Origin of the sequence: Budvicia aquatica DSM 5075 = ATCC 35567 (assembly GCF_000427805.1) — a bacterium.
Classification (GTDB): Bacteria; Pseudomonadota; Gammaproteobacteria; order Enterobacterales; family Enterobacteriaceae; genus Budvicia; species Budvicia aquatica.
In genome coordinates this window covers 14,740-32,273 of record NZ_ATYS01000020.1, presented here as the reverse complement: position 1 = coordinate 32,273, position 17,534 = coordinate 14,740, and the positions used below count along the sequence as shown (strand labels likewise).

Sequence of the window (17,534 nt, the reverse complement as noted above, 5' to 3'; positions counted from 1 at the left end):
CGGTCCTGTTTAACCAGAAAACATAAGCCCTGAGTCCATTGAGATCAAATAAAACTACGTTGTCATCAACCTAACCGCTAAACGATCTGCCAACCCGCTTCTGCGTTCTGTCGGCGTTCTGATTGCCCCAAGAAAAATATTTTCATTCGCGAATAAGGTTAGCCTGTTACGGGCTCGGGTAATTGCGGTATATACCAGTTCCCTGCTCAGCAGCGGAGAAAAACTATCGGGTAAAACCAGCACCGTATGGTCAAATTCAGAGCCCTGAGATTTATGTACCGTCATGGCATAGGCCGTTTCACAAGTAGGTAAACGACTGGGCTGGACCGCCTTTACAGAACCATCCGGCAGTTGAAAATAAACCCGAATTTCACCATTATCAGCCCGCAGAGTAATGCCGATATCCCCGTTATACAGCCCCAAAGAAGCATCATTGCGACTCACCATGACCGGACGCCCCGGATACCAAACTCCGCCCGGTCCGGGTAGTTTATTAATCAGCTTCTTGGCCTGTAGCGTCTGTTCAATGCGGGTATTTAACCCTTCAACGCCAAAAGGACCGTTTCGCAATGCGCACAGCAGACGAAACTGATTAAACAGCGCCAAAATCAATAACGGATCTGAATTTTTTATCTGACTCAAATATTGTCGATAACCTTCAGTACAGACGTCCAGCAGCTGCAAATAATCATTGCTGTCGCTCATTGTCAGCCACTCAAGATCGTTATAGTCAGGCCTAAAGCAGCCTATCGCGCCACGACCATCACCGCAGTTAACCGCCATGGCCAACTGCCCGATACCTGAATGCTCATGAAAACGATAGCTTTTTCTTAACAAGCACAGATTATCCCGAACCGGAACGGCATCGGGTAAATCATAGCCTTGAATATCATATCCGGTCAGAGCAGATAACTGACCGGCTCTGGCTGTGCTATAGCCCTGTTCTGCAAACCGACAGATATCCCCCAACACCGCACCGGCTTCAACCGATGCTAACTGATCGCGATCGCCTAGCAAAATTAGCCGAGCGTGTGCGGGTAAAGCCTCAACCAAACGCGCCATCATCGGCAAATCGACCATTGAAGCTTCATCAACAATTAACACATCCAGATGTAACGGATTATCTTTGTGATAACGCAAACGGCGGCTATTCGGTTGGACGCCAAGCAAGCGGTGAAGAGTCGAGGCTTCAGTTGGCATTTGTCGTTGCTGTTCATCGCTTAACGGTAGGCTTTGGCTGGCTTTACCAAGAGACTCCGTCAGGCGAGCCGCCGCTTTACCGGTAGGTGCTGCAAGCGCAATTCTGAGTTTAGACTGCCCGGCTAATTGAATCAGTGCCCCAAGTAAGCGGGCCACGGTGGTCGTTTTCCCGGTGCCCGGGCCGCCGGAAATAATTGATACCTGACGGCTGGCTGCGACTGCAGCCGCGACCTTTTGCCAGTCAATATCATCAGGCTGAAGCTCAAATAGATGGTCTAACGTATGACGCAATGCTTGTTCAGTCAATCCGATAGCCTGAGTATCAACAGGCCGACTCTGGAGCATAAAGAAATCAGCGATCAAGCCTTCGTCCTGCCACATGCGCTGCAAATACAAACGATCGCCGGACAGCACCAAAGGCGTTGGCAGGCCACCGTCACTCACCGCAGGAGAAGCAGCAACCGCAGCTAAAAAATCACCGTGATCCGGCAAACCGGCACTATGCCATATCTCAGCGGCCAGCTCAGTATTTCGTCCGTCAAACAGTGAAAATTCATTCAGTGAACCTAAAGACAGGCAGACATGGCCAGCCCCGGCCTCAGCGCTTAACTTAGCAATCAATAGTGCCAAGCAGGGCTCACTGTCAGAGGCCAATAAGCGGGCCAGTTGAATATCCAGCGGACGAAGCAGATTAACCTCAACGGCTTTCTGTAACAGGCTAAACATTGGCTGGTTCCTTCTCTCCGGCAAAAAGACGATCTAAACCATCAACTAACGCCCATTCAGGCCGGCAATGGAAAACACCCTGTTCAGGTTTATCCTGCTCTAAGCCTCGAAGAAAGAGATAAAACACGCCGCCAAAGTGCTGTTGGTAATCATAATCAGCAATCCGATGGCGTAAATAGCGATGAAGAGCCAGAGAGTAAAGCTGGTATTGCAAATCATACCGATGGTCACACATTGCCTGACTCATGGCCTCAGGCGTATAGGATTCGCTGCTTTCACCCAGCCAGTTAGATTTATAATCCAACAGGTAATAGCGGCCCTGCCAGCAAAAAACCAGATCGATAAATCCCTTTAGCATTCCGCGAACCTGACGGAAATTAAGCTCCGGGCATCGCACAGACAGAGGGTCATAACGTTTAACCAAAGCATCCAGCTTAGCGGCTTCCAGCGCCGGGCCAATAGGCAGGTAAAATTGCAGTTCAGCCTGTCGGTTAGGCGCTAAAATACCCTTCAGGCTAATCCCTGAACTCTTCTCAAGGGGGGCGCTAACAATTGTTTCCAACCACTGTTTCAAAACCGGCAGCCAACCGCTGTCCAGCCCCTGAATAACCAAGCGCTCACTAAGGAACTCATCATCTATTGGCTGGCTGAAATCAATCGACTCCAACAGGTCGTGCAGGAAAGTACCGGGAGAAGCCCCCTTAGGGAAAGTATGCGGGCTCATTAATGGTTGCTTATTATCATTCTTTTCACCGGCGGCATCAGTATCAAAACGCGGAAGTAAATCATAATGATGAGTCGCCCCCTGTTGCTGTAACCCTGAATAGCTGGTGACCCGCCAATTATCCTGACGATGCCCGCTAAATGTCCGAGCGCTCAGGCTTTCTGGCAAAGTGATAATATCCTGCCAGATGGCAGAATCCGTCTCAGCGATCGGATAAACTTGAATGCCGTTATGCTGTTCCAGCGCGGCCAATGACTCAGCCAACAGCGCAGAATCACCGGCAACGCCCTGCTGTAATAAATAGCCAATCGCACTGCGGTGTAAATCTGAATGGCCTTTTTTACGCCCACCGGAGTAATACGGCGTGACGCCAATACTGCAATGGTAAATTGAGCGGGTCAGAGCAACATAGAGTAAACGTAAATCTTCAGCTAACCGCTCTTCTTCTGCTAATGTAAGTGCGTCCTCACTTTGCTGGAGATCCAGCGTGGCCGAAAAAGTCTCACGATCGTGATATAACGCCTGGCTTTGAGGCCGGAAGCCACAAATAAAAGGCAGCCAGACCAAAGGATATTCCAGCCCTTTCGACTTATGGATCGTCACGACACGAACTAAATTACGATCGCTTTCCAGGCGCAGTTGCTGGCTATCAGCCTGAACGTTTGGCTGGGCAATTTGCTGAGCCAGCCAGCGTACCAGTGAGTGTTCACTTTCCAGCTTTAGCGCGGCTTCTTGCAGCAGCTCGCCGATATGCATAACGTCGGTTAAACGTCGTTCGCCGCCCAAGGTGACTAATAAGTTTTCGGCCAGTTGCCGCTTAGACATGACTTCCCGGAGCATCGGTAATACGCCCCTTTTCAGCCATAGCTCACGGTATTGGCTGAACTCTTCGACTAATTCATCCCACTGCCGCTCATCCTGATTGATGGCGTCAATATGACGGGCATCTAGCCCAAGCAGCCCGCTAGCCAGAGCGCTACGTAAGGCGCGATCTTTTTCCGGCGTCAGCACCGCCTGCAACAGCCATAAAACGTCTTTAGCCTCCGCGGTGGAAAATACGCTCTCGCGGTTAGAAAGATAAACGGATGGAATAGCTAACGCGCTCAGGGCATCACGAACCAGCGCGGCTTCTTTCCCGGTCCGCACCAGAATGGCAATATCTGCCGCAACGACGAGTTCTCGTTTATCACCCCGGACTAACCAAGCCTGCTGTTGTTGACCGGCTGCCAGCCAATCTCTGATTTGTGCCGCACACTGGCGAGCCATCAACTGCTGGTATTCATTTTGTCCGGAACCTTCGCCCGGCTGTAACCAAATCCCCATTGCCGGTTGGCTCACACCGTGCAGCTCAAAACTCAGGCGCTGATTTTTTTCGGCCGGTTTTACCGCCACAAACGGAATCTGACTAAAAATAAACGGAGAAGAGGTTCGTTGAAATAAAGTGTTAACGGCGTTCACCATATCTGATGATGAACGCCAGTTGGTATCCATGGTGTAGTGACTGCTTACTTCACTCCGGGCCTGCATATAGGTAAAAATATCCGCACCGCGAAAAGCATAAATAGCCTGTTTCGGATCGCCGATAAGCAACAACCCGGTGTCTTGCCGCCCGCCGTATAACTTATGGAAAATCCGATATTGTTGAGGATCGGTATCTTGGAATTCATCAATCAAAGCAACCGGATAACGCTGCCGTATCGCCTCAGCTAAAGCATCGGCATCAGGCCGCTGCAGCGCCATATCTAATCGGCTCAATAGATCATCAAACCCTAATTCAGCCCGGCGACGCTTTTCTTGCTGTACCGACATGCGCACTTCGCTGAGTGCCTTAGCCAAAATTAAATCCCGCAGCGTTAAAGGCTCGGCATAAAGCAGCTCTATAACGGTAAACAGAGGATGAACCGGCGGCGTTCCTTTCTTGGTTTTTTCATCAATAACTGACTGGCGGAAATTATTAAGTTCTTTAGGTAGCTGATAGCCCTGCGTCTCTTCATCAGACCAAAGCGTGACTTTATTCAGCCAGTTGGGTAAATGTTTTGAACTATAGCTACGCTTATCAACATCAGAAGTGCTGATTAGCGACTCAAGATCGGCAGCAGACTGCCGCCATTGCTGTTTTGCATCCTCGATTCGTTCAATAATTTGCTGATGCCGCTGTAAAATATCATCTTCAGACGGCGGATGCCGCAGCTGAGGAGCCTCACCATGCAGGTAAGGAGATAGATCAGCCAACAGGCTTTCAGGGCCGCTCCATACGGCACAAATAGCCTGAGCAACCGGCAGAGGTAGCGGATAGCAATGGCGACGCCAGAAATCGGCGGTAGCCTGACGGCGCAGCGGTAACTCATCCTGAATTAAAGACTGTTCAAACAAAATACCCGATTCAAACGCATTATGGCTAAGCATTCGCTGGCAAAAACCATGAATGGTATAAATAGCCGCTTCATCCATCTGACGTTCAGCGGCCAATAGCAAGGCAGAGGCATCACCCAGGTCCGGAATTTCCGTCAGAAGATGTTCTAAAAGAGCATCGCTACTCTGGCGGCGAATGCAGGCAATTCTCAGATGATGAATATTCTCTCTTATCCGGTTGCGTAGCTCTTCCGTTGCCGCCTCGGTAAAGGTAACAACCAGAATTTCCTCTACGGACAAAGGCCTTGGATAAGCGGCTTCTCCGCCTAGCCCGAGCAGCAGCCGTAAATAGAGTGCCGCCAGAGTATAAGTTTTTCCTGTTCCGGCAGAAGCCTCTATCAGACGCTCCCCGTACAGCGGGAGCGTGAGTGGATTAAGCGCTGCGGGCAACCGCTCGGTCATTAGTTCTGAACCTTAACCGGCAGAGTTTTCTGGAGTGCTGATGCATTCGGATATTCGGTCCAACCTTTAGGTTGTGCAAATGCGGCTTTCAGTTCACCCTGCCCCATAATTTGGGAGAGAACGGCCAGACCGTTATGCTCAACAATAGCCTGCCGGTAGAAGGTATGAATATCATCCTTAGTCAATTTCTTTACCTGATCCAATACTTTGGCTCTGGTATCAAAACGCGTATTTCCACGACCAAAGTCGTTGCTGTAATAACCGGCTTCTTCATCCAGCGTTTGCGGGCGCTGTTCCAGCTCATTAATTAATGCCTGCTTATACTGATTAAAATCAGCCTCTTTCAGCTCAGACAAACGCTTATCTGCCATTTGATAGAAGTTGAGATAGCGTTGTTCAAGGTAGGCCGGCGTCTGGTTATTACTCTGCAGTAAGAATCCAATACCGGACTGGCGGCCAACGCTCATCGGGAAGGCAAACACCGCGTACCCCAGTTGCTCTTCGGTTCTCAACTGATTATAAAACCACGGCTGAATAATTTGGGTCAGTAGATTACTGCGGGCCATGCTTTGAACTTCGTCATAGCCGATAGGGATATAAACCGCGGCTAGCGCCGAATCGGTGCTGCTACCGTCTTTCATCAGATTAGCCAACTGAGGCTGAGAAACCACCACATTCTGGCCATGCCACCATTCAGTGCCGACACTGCCTAACTGCTGTTTAAGATTCAGGGCAAGCTGTTTAACCTGTTGCGGCGTCATATTGCCAAGAACAAACATCTCTGGCGTTCCTTGGGTTAATAGCTGATTGCGGTATTGAACGATGTCGTTAACCGCTATGCTATCAAGTACCTTTCTGCGTTCTTCCCGCTCAAAATAAGGTACCTGCGACACGGCACGAATCGGTTGTATAGCCAGTTCATAAGCCTTGCCTTTTTCAGCTGCATCCAATTGTTCCCGATACCACGACTTAGCCTGAACAAGCTGCTCATTGGTAGGAGCAAATTTCTGATACTGTTCTAAAAAAGCGCTCATCAATTGTGGAATTCGTTGATTGAAGCCACTGACATTAAATTGTAGCCCGTTGGCCGAACCGGAAGAAATGCTGATACCGCCGACCGATGCCTGATAGCTGATTTGGGCCAAAGCCTGTTCGGCTAAGTAACCGGTTAAAGCAAACATCACCTGATTACGGGCACTGTTTGATGCTTCAGCATTACGTAAGGCGAAAATCACATTCGCCTTTGGCTCATAAGGAAAATACTGGCTTGGGGTATACCAGGCTCTGATGTTGTCCTGATTTAATACCTGAATAGGCCCGTCTTTAGCTTCAGTTCTTGGGACTAATTTAAAGTCATCAGGGATATAAGGATTAAGCGCTGGCAAACTCAGATTGAGCCGCTTCTCTTCAGATACCCAACGAGAAATTTGCTGCGGTGAAATACGGTCAACCTGATATGGGGCATTAACAAAGTAAGCTTCTTTATTGTGAGGTTCATCCGGGCTGACAAACCAGATGCGAGCGGCTTCCGGCGTCATTTCATCCAAACGTGCAGCAATGGCTTTGGGATCAAAACGGTCGGCTAAGTAATCAGAGTCCAGAACGTTAGAAATCGGAATATTTAACATGGTATCCGATAACCACTCGACATAATCCATATCTCGGGAAATTGATGGATAACGGAAATCCAAATCCAGTACGTGAGCGATCTCATCAAAATAATCTTTACGGATCCCCTCTTTGCGTATCACTTTCAGATAATCAAAAATGGCCGCAATCACCCGATCACGATTAGCCAAACCTTTATCCGTCAGAGAAACGCCAATGTTGAATACACCGCCGTTACGATCGACGACAGGGTTTACACCAGCACCAATACTATCGGCCAGACCTTGCTTACGCAGCCAGTCGGATAAGGTATTCTCACTGCGATTCCCTATCAAATAGCTGATATAGGTATCTGTTTTACTACGAAAATCAGCAATATTATTATCAATACGGAATTCAATACGCAGTTGCTTGCTGGGCTGAGCAGGAACGTAGTGAATAATCACCCCTTTCTCTTTATCAGTAGCCGCAGGAACAGTAATGGCCGGAACGCTGGCATCATGATTACCAATCCGACCAAAAGTATCTACCGCAAGCTTAGCCAGCTTATCTAAAGATTCATTACTGTATAGCACGCCAACCATTAGATTGGCAGAATAGTAACGCTTATGGAAAGCCGTCAGTTCATCATGTAATTTACTTCCCGGCTTGTCTTTCAGAGTCTCTAAATTACCACCGGAAAACCGTGCCGTCGGGTGAGCCGGGTTCAAGGTTTCAGAACCGACCTGAGCCATTCTCATACCGTCACGGGAACGAGCCATGGTGAGCTCGGCATTAACCGCATTTCTCTCACGATCGGCATAGACCGGATCTAATAGTGGCTCTGCGATGGCATCAGCTAAACGATCAACCGCCGGGGCCAGCGCATCATTTTCGACTTCAAGATAGTACGCAGTACGGTAAGAAGCAGTACTGGCATTATGGCTGCCACCGTGCTTTTTAAGAAATTCTGAGATGCTGTCAGGTTCCGGATAGCGTTTAGACCCCATCAGAACCATATGTTCCAAATAATGAGCTAAACCAAGCTGGCTGTCCGGATCCTCAAGGGAGCCTACCGGCAAAGCCAATGCGGCAAGAGATTTACTGGCTAAATCGTCTGACACCAATAGCACAGTCATACCGTTATCTAACTTAATCGCCTTATATTGGCGAGTATCGCGCTCACTCTTCTGAATAGTTTCGCTAACAGGCTGCCAGCCCTGCTCGGCGGAAACCGCAGGGATCCAGCAAGACAAAATAAATATGATACCGGTGATATAGGCATGCAACTTTCGCATTGGCTTTCCTTTTGGAATGACTTAATGACAACTTTTAACAGGCAAAATAATACGTTATCACACCTGACTCTAATCGGGAGGTATAACACAGCACCTCCATTTTGAGATCTACATCAACATTGGACAGCTCGATAACTCAGGGTTCATTTTTTTAGCCAGATTTTTGATTTTCTAACTTGTGGCGAATCAGCGTAAATAAATAGGGTTGGCTATCGCTGATAATCTGTTGGTAACGTTTATCATCCATCACCCTGAATAATCGCATCAGATAAGGGTCTTCACCTTCACCGGTAACCTGCTGCCCGCCCTGCCAGACCTGAATCAGCTTTTGTCTGGCCTTTTGCTGTATTTCTTCATCCCACAAAATGCGACCAGAACTCTGATCATAGCAGTTAGTTAGCCATGCCCATGCGCTTTTAGGTAAGAGTAATAGCGGAGTACTCAATCCATGCACATATCCGTTTAACCATTCAGCAAATATCTCTTCCGCCTGTTCTGTCGGCATGGCCGCAAAGCGCCATTCACTATTTTTTCGCCCGAACATACGACTTTCACCGCTGCCGCCATTGATGCAATACACCAAATGATCAAGCCACAACAGCATGCCGTCAATAACCGACAACTCCGCCGGCCGCCAGCGTAATATTCCGTCAGCCTGAACCTGATGTAGCCAGCCGGTTATTTCAAGACCGGCAATATTATGCTCAAACTCAATACTTTGAGCGGGCAGTTTATGTTGTTTAACCACCTCGGCCAGTTCGGCCATATCTTCACTTTGCCCCTGCCAAAATAGCTCACCAAATGCCCCAAAAGGCAGTTCTCCTGCGGCCCGTGCTCGGGAAAACAAAGCGGCAGGATCCTGATCTTCAATCAAGCTGTTAAGCAGCATCACGTTCATTTGATAGCGTTGCAGATTGTCGACAAGAAAAGGCTCCTCATCAGGCAATTCAGTCTCATCCAGAGAGAAGTTCACTCTCAGCCGTTGCTGAAAGAATGCCCTGACCGGATTACGGTAAAAGCGCCGCAGATCCTCAAGCTCAACCCGTTTCAGTTCCAGCTCATCCAGGTCGGTACTAAACTCTGCATGAGGAATACCCGCTCTACCGGCTGCCGGTAGCCACTCGCTGGCATAGCTCTGCTGCTCACTACCGCTAACAAAATTCTGCTCACTGAACGGCACGCGAGCGTGCTGGCAAAGCAAATGCTGATATACCTTCAAAGCACTCTGCTCTAAGTCCAGATGCCGGTCGTCAGGCAGTCGATGGCTCTGCGATATATATTCCAATAATTCACTGATTAGCACCGAAGGATAGCGCGGGCTGTTATCCTGAATCGATTGGCCGATAAAGCTGATATAGAGCTTTTGCTGAGCCGAAATCAATGCTTCAAGAAACAGATATCTGTCATCGTCACGCCGGCTTCGATCGCCGCGCAGCGGTTTCCGAGCCATTAAATCGAACCCTAAAGGCGGTAATGTTCGCGGATAAACGCCGTCATTCATTCCCAAAAGGCAAACCACTTTAAATGGAATAGAACGCATCGGCATCAGCGTACAAAAGTTAATCGGCCCGGCCAAAAAGCGCTGGCTGATACGTTCATTATCTAAACGGGCAGAGAGTTCATCGCGCAAAATAGTTAACGGAATGAGGTCCTGATAACGGGCCTCCAGGCCAAAACCGATCTGTTTTTGCCACTGTTGCTCAATCAGGGCTAATACCGGCTCAGTTTCAACATCAGTAATAAAGAATGAATCGACCAGTTCACGGCAGAACGGCGACCATTCAGTCAGCGTTCTAGATTGTTTTAGCTTGTTGCGCCAAATGGCTAGCTGCATCAGAAACTCGGCTAATTGACCGGCGAGGCTGGCAATTAAACCGCTGGATTCATCATAGGGAAGAACGCCCTGATAATCGCCACGCTGGCTATCCATCGCATAGCCAAGCAACATCCGGGTCAGGCCGAATTGCCAAGTATGCTGGCCGGTTGGCGGCAGTTCAAGATCGCTGACCATATCGTCATCTAAGCCCCAACGAATGCCTGAATCTTCAACCCACTGACGTAAAATGCGCAGCCCGTCTTCATCAATTTGAAAACGCATCGCCAGAGCCGGAACTTCCAATAAGGTGAGAATATCTTCGGCAGTAAACCGGCTATCCGGTAGGTCCAGCAGGCTTAAAAACGCAGTTAATACCGGATGAGCCTGACTGGCGCTTCTGTCTGAAATCGCATAAGGAAGATAGCGATCCGCCGGAGCATTGCCGAATACCGCTTCAATATAAGGCGTGTAATTATCGATATCCGCCACCATCACAATAATATCCCGCAGGGTCAGCGTCGGGTCATTATCGAGCATCGCCAGCAGTTGATCGTAGAGAACTTCAACTTCGCGCTGAGCACTGTGGCAAACGTGAGTACTTATTGAACGGTCATCTGGATCAAGAATGCGTTTATCACAGCTGTCCAGCGGGGAGTCAGGGCTATTGATGATTAATGCCCGGTCGTCAAGCGAGAGAATATCTGATTGAATACGATGCAATAAGCTGTCAGATTCGATATCAACAAACGCATCGACTTCCTGCATTTTATCGAGCTGAGCCAGCAGATAGAGATTATCGCGCCCAAGCTTACCCCAACTTGCCAGCAGCGGATTATTGAGTTGCTGATTGCCCTGCTCATCAAACAGCGAGCTCGCAGTTTCCGGCGACCGGAACAGGCCAATATCCTGGCCTTTTTTAATATGTTTACGCTTACGTGCCTGCAATTTAGCTAAAAAGGCATAGTCCTGAATATCCGCCCAATAATAGCGGCAGGGATTGGTAAACATCAGGTGCACATCTATATGTTGTCCCAGAGCCTGAAGGGCCTGTAAGTAGACCGGCGGAAGCGCCGAAATACCACAGATAAATACCCGGTGAGGTAGCACCTCAGCGGAAAAATCCGGCTGGTTCAAGGTATCAATAAAGCGTTGATATAAGTTGGCCCGATGCCAGCCCGGCTGCTGCAGGCGTTCGGTGTAATCAATCAATGCCCGCCATAGCGGTGCCTGCCAAATCTGGGCATCATCAAGATCGTTCACCAGCTCATTCTGTTGCCAGCGCTGTAACCACTCCGGGCGATAAACTAAATACTGGTCAAAAAGGTCGGCAATCCGGCCGGCTAGCTGATGGCGCTTACGCATATCCTCATCATCACTCAGGTAGCCTTTTAATGCCGAAAACTCAGGCTGCTCAAGCATGGGTGGTAAGAGCCACATCAGCTTCCACGTCATGGCATCTTTACTAAATGCGCTTTCCTGAGGAATTCCCGGCAGCACTTTGGTAAACATCTGCCAGATAAAGGAAGCCGGTAAAGGAAACTCAATATTTGCCGCAATACCCAATTCGTTGGCAAGTTCAATTTGTAGCCATTGGGCCATGCCGTGGCTTTGAACCAGAATAATTTCTCTGGCAAAAGGATCGGACAGCGGTTTACCGGCGATAAGTGCCGTAGTCAGCGTTTTAAGCAAATCGAGCTGATTTGAGTGATAAACCGTGAACATCCGGGCTCCTGAGTTATATCGGTCCGTTCGGTGCTAGAAAGCGCCGAATCGGATTAAATTATAAGACAATTTTCAATCTTATGGACTGGTCTGTAAAGCAATACAGCAGGATACCTGTTTTAACCGATTAATGACGAAATTATTCCTCGCCAGCCTGCCTTAATCTCCAGCCAAAATAATTCGGCTCGCAGTCACCTGAAACTTTACGGTGAGATAGCACGAAGGGCTGCCCCTTTCACTTAATGATGCTGGTATATTATTTTTAATATCCGACATTATTGTGTGCTGAATGTATTTCAGCCATTTGGCATGCAACGCTTTAATCTATCGATATCGGCCACCATTTACTCTAACGAGGTGTCAAATATGAGCCAGTTATTTACCCCGATTAAGCTAGGTCCCGTCACTATTCCGAACCGAATTATCATTGCACCAATGTGCCAATACTCGGCGATCGATGGCAAAACTACCGAATGGCACGCCATGCATTTAGGACAGTTAGCCGTTTCTGGTGCCGGTTTATTGATTGTAGAAGCTACTGCGGTAGAACCTGAAGGACGAATCTCACCACAGGATATCGGGCTGTGGAATAATGAAACAGAACTGGCGCTGTCAGAAACTATTCAGGGAATAAAAAAGTATTCCTCTATGCCGTTAGGTATCCAGTTAGCTCACGCAGGCCGTAAAGCATCAATGCCGGCACCATGGATATCCGGCCCGGCAGTAAAACCAGAAAATGGAGGATGGCAGCCGGTTGCACCCTCAGCGATTGCCTTTGATAGCAATTCGGCTCAGCCCGAAGCCCTTACCAAAGAACGCATAGATTCTATTGTTGCGTCCTTCGCTCACTCAGCCAAACGAGCTGACAAAATGGGTTTTGACCTCATCGAAATTCATGCGGCCCACGGTTACCTGTTACATCAGTTCCTGTCGCCTATTTCTAATCACCGTGAAGATCGGTACGGCGGCTCGTTGGAAAACCGTATGCGCCTGACGTTGGACGTGTTCTCTGCCATTCGAAAAGTCTTCCCGGCGAATAAAGCGGTCGGAGTACGAATATCAGCTAGCGACTGGGTTGAAAACGGCTGGGACTTAGAGCAATCCCTTATCCTGTGCCATAAGCTTAAAGAACTGGGCTGCGACTATATCCACGTGTCCAGCGGTGGATTATCCGTCCAACAACATATTCCCGTAGGCCCTAACTATCAGGTTCCGTTTGCCCGCCAGATTAAAGCTAAAGTCGGTATGCCGACGATTGCCGTCGGCCTGATAACCGAGCCGGAACAGGCAGAAGCCATTATCGCAACCGGTGAAGCCGATATGGTCGGGTTGGCGCGAGGAATTCTTTATAACCCCCGCTGGCCATGGCATGCGGCAGCGGCATTAGGTGCTCAGGTTACAGCGCCTAAACAGTATTGGCGCTCCCAGCCACACATGGTTAAGAATCTGTTCTCCGATCGATAACCATATTAATAACCATCAATAGCCCTGTCTTTACAAGGGGCTAAAGACTTTATATACCAGCAACGGTATCTGCTTTTAGCGACAAATCCACCTGACTAAAGTGACATCAATATTGCCCGGGGCGGTGACCTGAGCAATAACTTTTTCACATCCTGACGGCATAGAAATGGCATTAACATTCAGCATCCATAACCCTGCCTGTAGTTTTTGTTCATTCTCAATAGCTGCCGGATAAATATCTAACGCCTGATTAGCCAAACGCCATGCGTGCTGAGCGTTGGCATAATGGTTAAATTGAGCAATCAGAACCTGCTGGTAATTTAACAGTCCGAGTAAAGAAATCGAAAACAGCACCATGGCAATCAACACTTCCAACAGGCTGAAACCGGCACTCGATTCAGGCTCTGCCAGCTTCGAATTTATCCAACCTATCGATACCATCCGCCTCCCGAACCGTTAACGTTAATTTTTGATTCAAGAGAAGGTTCACAGTCAGCAGGTGAAGCCAAAGGGCAAAAATCAGTATATCCATGGGTAAGTGGGATAAAATTAATAGCCGGGTCCCCGCCTTCGTTTTGGCGACCTCGTTGAAATAACGCCAAATCAGGCTCGCCGAATCCTAAAGTGCCAGAACCGCGAATTAATACTCCATTGTTATCGGTGCTACGAAGGCAGGCCGATAAACCGTCACTGGCTAATCGCTGACACTGCCAGCCAGCTTTAGCAGCCGGCCATTGCAGTGAGAATCCCCATGCCAGTGATGAAAGAGCCTGATTATAAGCTTTAAGATAGCGCCGCTCATCGCCATAAATTTTGACCTGAGTAGTTAGCTGACCGCTAAGTCCGTTCAGCATCAGCATGCCGAATAACATCAGCATCATTACCATGGCAATCGTACTAAAACCTTGCTGTCGCAGCAGACCGACTGAAGGATATAAACTCATATCTGGTTTTTCACTTTGATACGGGTACTCATCCGTCGTTGTAATTCAGGCCATTTATGCCAGTAACCGGCCAGCGTTAGGGTGAAATAATGCTGATTACCCCTATCTGTGCGGATTACCTGAAATTCAGTCACGACGATCTCTGCCGGATCTAACAATTTGTCCCATCCGGTTCCGCTACACCCAGTGGCTCCACGATACTGTTCAATACTACCTGCCAGCCAGCGATAGCCGAATTGCTCAGCACTATCCGTTCCGGGAGGTTCAATGGTACCGTTATGGTTTAAATCATATTCAATTAACAGGCAGGAGTTTGGGGGAGACTGAGGATGGGCACTCAACCTGATGCTTTTACCACCGCCTACCGCAGTTTGCGCATAGCAGAACCCGGCTCTTTGCATATCCTTCCCTATTGCTCTCAATACCTGCCGCATAGATTGCTCAAGGCGATATAGCCGGTATAAGGATTGACTCTGATGCTGTAAAGTCGGATACATCGCCGCTACGCTAACCATCATCAAACTGCTTAGCAGCATAGCAATCAACATCTCCAGCAAAGAGAAACCCTGCTGCTGACTGTTTTTAACTGATATCAGCATGAAACAATACCCGGCAGATAAGGCGACTGGCCGGCGACTTTCTCACTACAGCGGCGCAATCGCCCCTTCGCTGAGATAACTAACCGCACCCGACCGGCCTGATTAGACACCACTAAATGCCCGCTACCGGCAGTATTGCGCAGGCCATAAAAACCCAGCCCAATATCAGACTGGGCAATCTCCAAACTCAGCCCCGGATCCGGTAATCTAAAGATCAGACCGACCTCTGAGTGACAGTCGCTGCTTTCAGCCTGTAATCCTGCGCTAATACAGCCGACGTTTCCGCGCCGTCCAATACGTAACCGATAGGCGCTATTTCGCCAGTCGGCAGCAAATTGAACCTGAGCCATAAAGGCTAATGCGCCTGCGCTGGCCTGTTCCAACAAAGTTCTCTGCTGGTAATTTTGCCAACTATTTAAGCCGCTGCTGGTTAAGATGGCCATAATCGCGATGACTAACATCATTTCGATTAGCGTCATTCCGCTTTCATTATTATCCGTGTTTATTGTCATCACAGCAGGATAACGAAAGTAATTACGCAGGCGTAAAACAGGAAGGTATTTATGCAAGCCAAGGCTAAATCATTTTATTAAGCCACTAGCCCGTTGCAAAACGCTGCGGGCTGGCCTGCAAAATTATGATGACTTAAGCGTTGGTGTAGTTATTCCGATATTAATTATGCAAATGAAACTTACGCTGAAATTGAATTAAACTACGTTAAAAAAGCTAAAAAAAACCCCGATAGACGGGGCCATATCAGGGATTCAGTAGCTAGCGGATAAAGCGTAATTAAATGGCTACCGGAGCCTTAATACCCGGATGCGGATCGTAACCTTCAATTTCGAAATCTTCAAAACGATAATCAAAAATTGATTCAGGTTTACGCTTAATCACCAGCTTAGGTAGCGCACGTGGTTCACGACTCAGCTGTAAATGAGTTTGATCCATGTGGTTCATATACAGATGAGTATCACCGCCGGTCCAGACAAAATCGCCGACTTCCAGATCGCACTGCTGAGCCATCATATGAACAAATAGCGCATAGCTGGCGATGTTAAACGGCAGGCCAAGGAACACGTCACACGAACGTTGATACAGTTGGCAAGACAGCTTTCCATCAGCAACATAAAACTGGAAGAATGCATGGCAAGGTGCCAGCGCCATTTGGTCCAGTTCACCCACGTTCCATGCTGAAACAATAATCCGGCGGGAGTCAGGATCGCTCTTTAACTGCTCAACAACTTTAGTAATCTGGTCAATATGGCTACCGTCTGCGGCACCCCATGAACGCCATTGCTTACCGTAGACCGGGCCTAAATCCCCATTTTCATCAGCCCATTCGTCCCAAATGCTGACGTTATTTTCGTGCAGGTAGGCAATATTAGTCTCGCCCTTCAGAAACCATAACAGTTCATGAATAATTGAGCGTAAATGACAACGCTTAGTGGTAACCAGAGGAAACCCATCCTGCAGATTGAAACGCATCTGATGACCAAAGATGGATAACGTACCCGTTCCGGTACGATCTGATTTATTCGCGCCCTCATTCAGGACTTTATGCATTAATTCCAGATACTGTTTCATAGTTTTTTATGCCTGTTGTTGCTTCGATTTAGGGCAGCGATATGCCCAAACCATCATCAAAATACCAGCGATTACCATCGGTAAAGAGAGCAGTTGCCCCATACTGAAAATGCTAAATAGCCCCAGTTGAGCATCCGGCTGACGGAAGAATTCAATGATAAAGCGGAATGAGCCATAACCGATTAAGAACAACCCGGATACGCTTCCCATCGGGCGCTTCTTACGAATAAACAGGTTGAGAATAATAAACAGTACTATGCCTTCCAAGAACATTTCATACAGCTGTGACATGTGTCGAGGCAACATACCGTCTTTCATAAACGGTAGCCATTGTGGGTTCTGTTCAACAAATAGCTGGTCAGCTATTCTCGACGTCGGGAAATACATCGCCCATGAGAAGTCGGTAACCCGTCCCCACAGTTCGCCGTTAATAAAGTTACCTAACCGACCAACACCGAGGCCGAAAGGGATCAGCGGAGCCATAAAATCAGAAACCTGAAAGAATGTGCGTTTGGTGCGGTGAGCAAACCAGAACATTACGGCAATCACCCCTAACAGGCCGCCGTGGAACGACATTCCACCTTCCCAAACTTTAAACAGATAAAGCGGATTAGCCAAAAAGGAAGGAAAATCATAAAACAGTACATAGCCAAGACGACCGCCAACAAATACACCGAGGAAGCCGGCATACAGAAGATTCTCAACTTCATCTTTAGTCCAGCCACTGTTCGGCATTTTAGCGCGTCGGTTTGCCAACCATAAGGCAAAAACGAATCCGACCAGATACATCATGCCATACCAGCGCAGCGATAGTGGCAGCGCAGGCTCTAATGAGAAGATAACCGGATCAAATTTAGGAAATTCCAAAAAGCTAGGATTCATCAATCACCACAGTACATTTCAATGTTGGCTTGGGGTTAAATTAGGGATTAGTCTTACGTTAAAAAACGCATAGATTTTGTCATGATAGCATAGCAAAACCGACAATAGGCGTCACACTTGCCGTATTCACAATCATTTACTTTTTAAGACATCTGCTGACAGTCATGGGCTTTA

The 17,534-nt window shown here is 48.2% G+C and carries 11 protein-coding genes; 1 reads left to right on the top strand and 10 read right to left on the bottom strand.

The window, feature by feature from the left end; all coding sequences use genetic code 11:
* Positions 1-54: 54 nt before the first annotated feature.
* From recD to recC, 4 genes are all read right to left on the bottom strand, one after another.
* Complete coding sequence (recD, locus tag YWE_RS0109985; RefSeq protein WP_029094397.1) at positions 55-1,926, bottom strand: exodeoxyribonuclease V subunit alpha; 1,872 nt, start codon at positions 1,924-1,926, stop codon at positions 55-57.
* Positions 1,919-5,464 (bottom strand): exodeoxyribonuclease V subunit beta, encoded by a 3,546-nt coding sequence (gene recB, locus YWE_RS0109980; RefSeq protein ID WP_029094396.1) that lies wholly within the window; start codon positions 5,462-5,464, stop codon positions 1,919-1,921. The genes recD and recB overlap by 8 nt, the downstream gene beginning before the upstream one ends.
* Complete coding sequence (ptrA, locus tag YWE_RS0109975) at positions 5,464-8,349, bottom strand: pitrilysin (RefSeq protein ID WP_029094395.1); 2,886 nt, start codon at positions 8,347-8,349, stop codon at positions 5,464-5,466. The genes recB and ptrA overlap by 1 nt, the downstream gene beginning before the upstream one ends.
* A gap of 151 nt (positions 8,350-8,500) precedes the next feature.
* Positions 8,501-11,887 carry an exodeoxyribonuclease V subunit gamma gene (recC, locus tag YWE_RS0109970; protein WP_029094394.1) on the bottom strand — a complete coding sequence of 1,129 codons (3,387 nt, stop codon included), beginning with the start codon at positions 11,885-11,887 and terminating at the stop codon, positions 8,501-8,503.
* Positions 11,888-12,253: 366 nt separating this feature from the next.
* On the opposite strand from recC, the gene YWE_RS0109965 reads away from it, so the two are divergent.
* Positions 12,254-13,351 (top strand): NADH:flavin oxidoreductase/NADH oxidase, encoded by a 1,098-nt coding sequence (locus tag YWE_RS0109965; protein ID WP_029094393.1) that lies wholly within the window; start codon positions 12,254-12,256, stop codon positions 13,349-13,351.
* A 75-nt stretch (positions 13,352-13,426) separates the two neighbouring features.
* Here the strand turns inward: YWE_RS0109965 and YWE_RS28975 are convergent, their stop codons facing one another.
* The 6 genes from YWE_RS28975 to lgt all read right to left on the bottom strand — a co-directional run bounded on the left by YWE_RS28975 (position 13,427) and on the right by lgt (position 17,360).
* Complete coding sequence (locus tag YWE_RS28975) at positions 13,427-13,792, bottom strand: prepilin-type N-terminal cleavage/methylation domain-containing protein (RefSeq protein WP_051323278.1); 366 nt, start codon at positions 13,790-13,792, stop codon at positions 13,427-13,429.
* Positions 13,780-14,295, bottom strand: a complete 516-nt coding sequence (locus tag YWE_RS27040) for a YgdB family protein (protein WP_051323277.1) — start codon at positions 14,293-14,295, stop codon at positions 13,780-13,782. Before YWE_RS27040 ends, YWE_RS28975 begins: the two co-directional genes overlap by 13 nt.
* Positions 14,292-14,894, bottom strand: a complete 603-nt coding sequence (locus YWE_RS0109950; RefSeq protein WP_051323276.1) for a prepilin peptidase-dependent protein — start codon at positions 14,892-14,894, stop codon at positions 14,292-14,294. Before YWE_RS0109950 ends, YWE_RS27040 begins: the two co-directional genes overlap by 4 nt.
* A complete protein-coding gene (locus YWE_RS0109945; RefSeq protein ID WP_029094391.1) occupies positions 14,888-15,406 on the bottom strand; it encodes a prepilin-type N-terminal cleavage/methylation domain-containing protein in 519 nt (172 codons plus the stop codon). The genes YWE_RS0109950 and YWE_RS0109945 overlap by 7 nt, the downstream gene beginning before the upstream one ends.
* Positions 15,407-15,683: 277 nt before the next feature.
* Positions 15,684-16,478: a thymidylate synthase gene (gene thyA / locus YWE_RS0109940; protein WP_029094390.1), complete on the bottom strand. Its 795-nt coding sequence runs from the start codon at positions 16,476-16,478 to the stop codon at positions 15,684-15,686.
* Between the two features lie 6 nt (positions 16,479-16,484).
* Positions 16,485-17,360 carry a prolipoprotein diacylglyceryl transferase gene (gene lgt / locus YWE_RS0109935; RefSeq protein ID WP_029094389.1) on the bottom strand — a complete coding sequence of 292 codons (876 nt, stop codon included), beginning with the start codon at positions 17,358-17,360 and terminating at the stop codon, positions 16,485-16,487.
* Positions 17,361-17,534 lie beyond the last annotated feature (174 nt).

Coding starts and splice junctions, on each gene's coding strand:
- recD (WP_029094397.1), bottom strand. CDS start 1,926: ATGTTTAGCCTGTTACAGAAAGCCGTTGAGGTTAATCTGCTTCGTCCG.
- recB (WP_029094396.1), bottom strand. CDS start 5,464: ATGACCGAGCGGTTGCCCGCAGCGCTTAATCCACTCACGCTCCCGCTG.
- ptrA (WP_029094395.1), bottom strand. CDS start 8,349: ATGCGAAAGTTGCATGCCTATATCACCGGTATCATATTTATTTTGTCT.
- recC (WP_029094394.1), bottom strand. CDS start 11,887: ATGTTCACGGTTTATCACTCAAATCAGCTCGATTTGCTTAAAACGCTG.
- YWE_RS0109965 (WP_029094393.1), top strand. CDS start 12,254: ATGAGCCAGTTATTTACCCCGATTAAGCTAGGTCCCGTCACTATTCCG.
- YWE_RS28975 (WP_051323278.1), bottom strand. CDS start 13,792: ATGGTATCGATAGGTTGGATAAATTCGAAGCTGGCAGAGCCTGAATCG.
- YWE_RS27040 (WP_051323277.1), bottom strand. CDS start 14,295: ATGAGTTTATATCCTTCAGTCGGTCTGCTGCGACAGCAAGGTTTTAGT.
- YWE_RS0109950 (WP_051323276.1), bottom strand. CDS start 14,894: ATGCTGATATCAGTTAAAAACAGTCAGCAGCAGGGTTTCTCTTTGCTG.
- YWE_RS0109945 (WP_029094391.1), bottom strand. CDS start 15,406: ATGACAATAAACACGGATAATAATGAAAGCGGAATGACGCTAATCGAA.
- thyA (WP_029094390.1), bottom strand. CDS start 16,478: ATGAAACAGTATCTGGAATTAATGCATAAAGTCCTGAATGAGGGCGCG.
- lgt (WP_029094389.1), bottom strand. CDS start 17,360: ATGAATCCTAGCTTTTTGGAATTTCCTAAATTTGATCCGGTTATCTTC.